Below are 2,776 nucleotides of genomic sequence, written 5' to 3'. Positions count from 1 at the left end.
ACTCCCGCGACGCGAGTTGTTCGCGCACGGCGGCGACGTGATTGCCGACCTTGGAAATGGTATCCCGCAGTTTCGCCTCAGTGCATCGAAGCTCCTTGCACCAGTACTGCAGCTCTAGGGAATCTTCCTCAAGGATCCGACCCGGATCCAGTGGCTGGAAATCTCTCAGGTCATCAGGCATACAGCCTCCTCAGGCAGTGTGGCCGGATCTTTATAGGCTTAAGCGAATCGATCTGCAAGGCGGCGGACAGCGCGAAATCCACCCGCCTGAGCGTCGGCTGCCAACCGTCACGAAGTTCCGCTCCGGGGCCCGAAGCTGACCTACAGCAGACACACGCTCACTGCCGGAAAGCGACCGATGGTCTCTCGCACGGGGACGGCTGAAGCATGGTGTGCTGTCTATCCCGCGACTGCTTCTACCTCGACAGTCGCCGGTACGCACTGTAGTGCCGAATCGCACCCTGGCTGTTGCCTAGCTCGTCGTAGAGCTGCCCACGTTGAAGTGCGCATCGGCGAGATTCGGATCGAGTTGCAGCGCCAGGTCGTAGCTCGCCAGGGCCTCCTCGAATCGATTCAGGTCCTCAAGTGCCACCGCGCGATTGAAGTAGAGGAGGGGCTCATCCGGGCGGTGCTCAATCCCCTTGGAGAACACCCGAACCGCCTTATCGCAATCGCCGCCGTCACAGAGGAGCGCGCCGAGGTTGAGGTATGCGTTCGTGTAGTGCGGTGCGACGGCGATGGCCTCCTCGTAGAGCCGCCGCGCTTCTTCGACGTCGACCGCCTCGAGGCACTCGGCACGCGTGAAGAGAACGTCTGGCGAAGGCGCCAGCGCCGCGGCGGGGGGGCGGCGTGCGGGGCCGGGGCGTCCACGGCTGTGCGCGACGTGGTGTCGCCGACGACCGAACGGTCGTAGCATCCGAACGTGAGCGCCACCGAAACCATCCCGTTCGTCTACGCGCCTGAGGACTTCGCGGTCAACGACGCGCGGATTCTGCGCGCCGTGCGGMCCCCCGGCGTCGAAGGAACGGCGGTCTTCGCAACCACGAACGGCGGCTTGACCCGGGTGGTGGTCACGATCACTGGCGAGCCAGAGCCATTGCGCATCGCGCGCGCCGGCCTGCCGTTGGAAGCCCAAGCCCTCGGCGGCGATCAACCGAAAGCGATCAGGCCCCGACCGAAGACGTGACCGTCAGTTCGAGATCTTGCTGGCGGCTTCGTGAAGCCCGCTGAGGATGGGTTCGGCCAAAGACTCCGGAAAGTCCTTCGGCAGTTGCGCTCGCACCTGGCGAATCACCTGTTGCGTGCGGTCCACCAGATCGTCGATCACGAAACCCGCGCCGCGCCCGTCTGGGGTGGTTACCCCGTGCCGCTCACCGACGGCCAGCCAATGCCGGCGCAGAATCTCGCGCACCTTCCAGTGCGCATTCTTGGAGCGGATCGCCATWGCCATCTTGGCCTTGAAAGGGGACAGCTTCCCCGGTCCATCGCCCAGGATGGGGTAGGCCGACAGCACGTCGTACAGCGGCGTGAGCTGGTATCGGCCCCCGGGCCGCAGAAACAGGCTGAAGTTCTTCGCATGCCCATCGGTGGCGCAGAGCATCCAGAAGAGCACTTGCGCCTGGAAAAAGGTCCGCTTGTCATCCTCGCGGGACATCGACCCCTCCAGCACCTCCATGATGCTGTCAATGCCCGGGCCGCCGTCCGCTTCGTACTTTGCGTGCGGCGACACGCCCTTGGCTTGGCACATGTCCTCCTGAGGAAGTCGGATGAGCCGCATGTCGCCCGCGGGGCTTTTCCACCAGCTGCGGTCGAAGCGCTCCACCGCCAGGACCTTCACGTCCTCGAACTCCAGCGGCTTGCAAGCGGCCACCGGAAGGCCGTAGGCCTTCAGGATCAATGAGCATAGCCACTCGTTTTCGACAGAGCCGCTCATGTCGTACTTCATGCCGCCAACCAGGCCCAGCGGGAGCTTGAAGATGTGCGTTGTCGGCGTGTCCCCGTGGGGCATGCACCATTTGCCATCGAAGCGCAGGAGTGCGGTYTTCTCCTGCGCGCCCGCGATCGARATGCGAAAGGTGTCGTCATCGTCGCCAAGACTCAGGAGCGCAGGCGACACGGTGTTGCGCAACACCTGCGCGACCATGCTCTCATCCAAGGGTGAGGCTTGCACTGGCCCCAGGCCTGCCGGGACTTCGCCGTCCGGAAGAATCTGCAACGCGCCCACACAGTCGCGTCCAATCTCGGCGAGTAGCGGGAAGGCCTCGGTCGACWTGGTCTGRTACCGCCTCGCGATCCGGGCTCGAATGTCGTCGCTGTCGGGCAGCAGATTCTCGAAGTAGGTTCGAACTCGTTCGCCGCGATGTGGCGCACCACCCGGCATGAAGGGAAGGGACAGTGACAAAGGGCGGCCCTGCTCTGCAACGGCCCAATCCGCGTCGTACTCCAGGACGTCGCCTGTCTGAGGATGGATGCGCCAGGTACCTACGCGGGCCCCGTTCATCCAGAGGCGGAGCGCTTGGGTATGAGAACGTCGACCCATGGGCTTACCAGATTGGAGTGGAGTCGCCGGCGCTGGCCGACTTGGGAGTTGCTGGTGCCTCGTCCTTGCGCAGCACCAACTCAACGCCCAAGATGCTCAGCAGCTTCATCAACCGGGCAGCGCTGACCTTCTCCGCGTTCCGCTCCAGTGCGGACATCGTCTGCTGGGTCACCCCCAGTCGAACGGCGGCCTCGGCTTGGGTGATGCCCGTTTGCTTACGAAACGCCTGGAGCAAGT

At 64.1% G+C, this 2,776-nt stretch carries 5 protein-coding genes; 1 reads left to right on the top strand and 4 read right to left on the bottom strand.

Features of this window, described 5'->3' with window-relative positions:
- Both AB4Z46_RS35185 and AB4Z46_RS35180 read right to left on the bottom strand, forming a co-directional pair.
- Window positions 1-181: DUF3606 domain-containing protein (locus AB4Z46_RS35185; protein ID WP_442288186.1), on the bottom strand; the 181-nt coding region annotated here is incomplete at its 3' end.
- Window positions 182-472: 291 nt separating this feature from the next.
- A complete protein-coding gene (locus AB4Z46_RS35180) occupies window positions 473-916 on the bottom strand; it encodes a tetratricopeptide repeat protein (protein WP_442288185.1) in 444 nt (147 codons plus the stop codon).
- A 6-nt stretch (window positions 917-922) separates the two neighbouring features.
- Here AB4Z46_RS35180 and AB4Z46_RS35175 point away from each other — a divergent pair, with 6 nt between their 5' ends.
- Window positions 923-1,186: a hypothetical protein gene (locus AB4Z46_RS35175; protein ID WP_442288184.1), complete on the top strand. Its 264-nt coding sequence runs from the start codon at window positions 923-925 to the stop codon at window positions 1,184-1,186.
- 3 nt (window positions 1,187-1,189) lie between these two features.
- Here AB4Z46_RS35175 and AB4Z46_RS35170 read toward each other — a convergent pair whose 3' ends face one another.
- Window positions 1,190-2,539, bottom strand: coding sequence for a type II toxin-antitoxin system HipA family toxin (locus tag AB4Z46_RS35170; RefSeq protein WP_442288183.1), 1,350 nt, complete (start codon window positions 2,537-2,539; stop codon window positions 1,190-1,192).
- 4 nt (window positions 2,540-2,543) lie between these two features.
- Window positions 2,544-2,774, bottom strand: a complete 231-nt coding sequence (locus AB4Z46_RS35165) for a helix-turn-helix domain-containing protein (protein ID WP_442288182.1) — start codon at window positions 2,772-2,774, stop codon at window positions 2,544-2,546.
- Window positions 2,775-2,776: the final 2 nt, after the last annotated feature.

The organism is Variovorax sp. M-6 (assembly GCF_052114385.1).
Lineage (GTDB): Bacteria > Pseudomonadota > Gammaproteobacteria > Burkholderiales > Burkholderiaceae_C > Variovorax.
Note: the sequence above shows the minus strand (reverse complement) of the source record. Positions and strands in the feature narration are given on the sequence as shown.

Excerpts from the sequence above, each read along its gene's own strand:
- AB4Z46_RS35180 (WP_442288185.1), bottom strand. The coding sequence starts at position 916 with ATGCTACGACCGTTCGGTCGTCGGCGACACCACGTCGCGCACAGCCGT.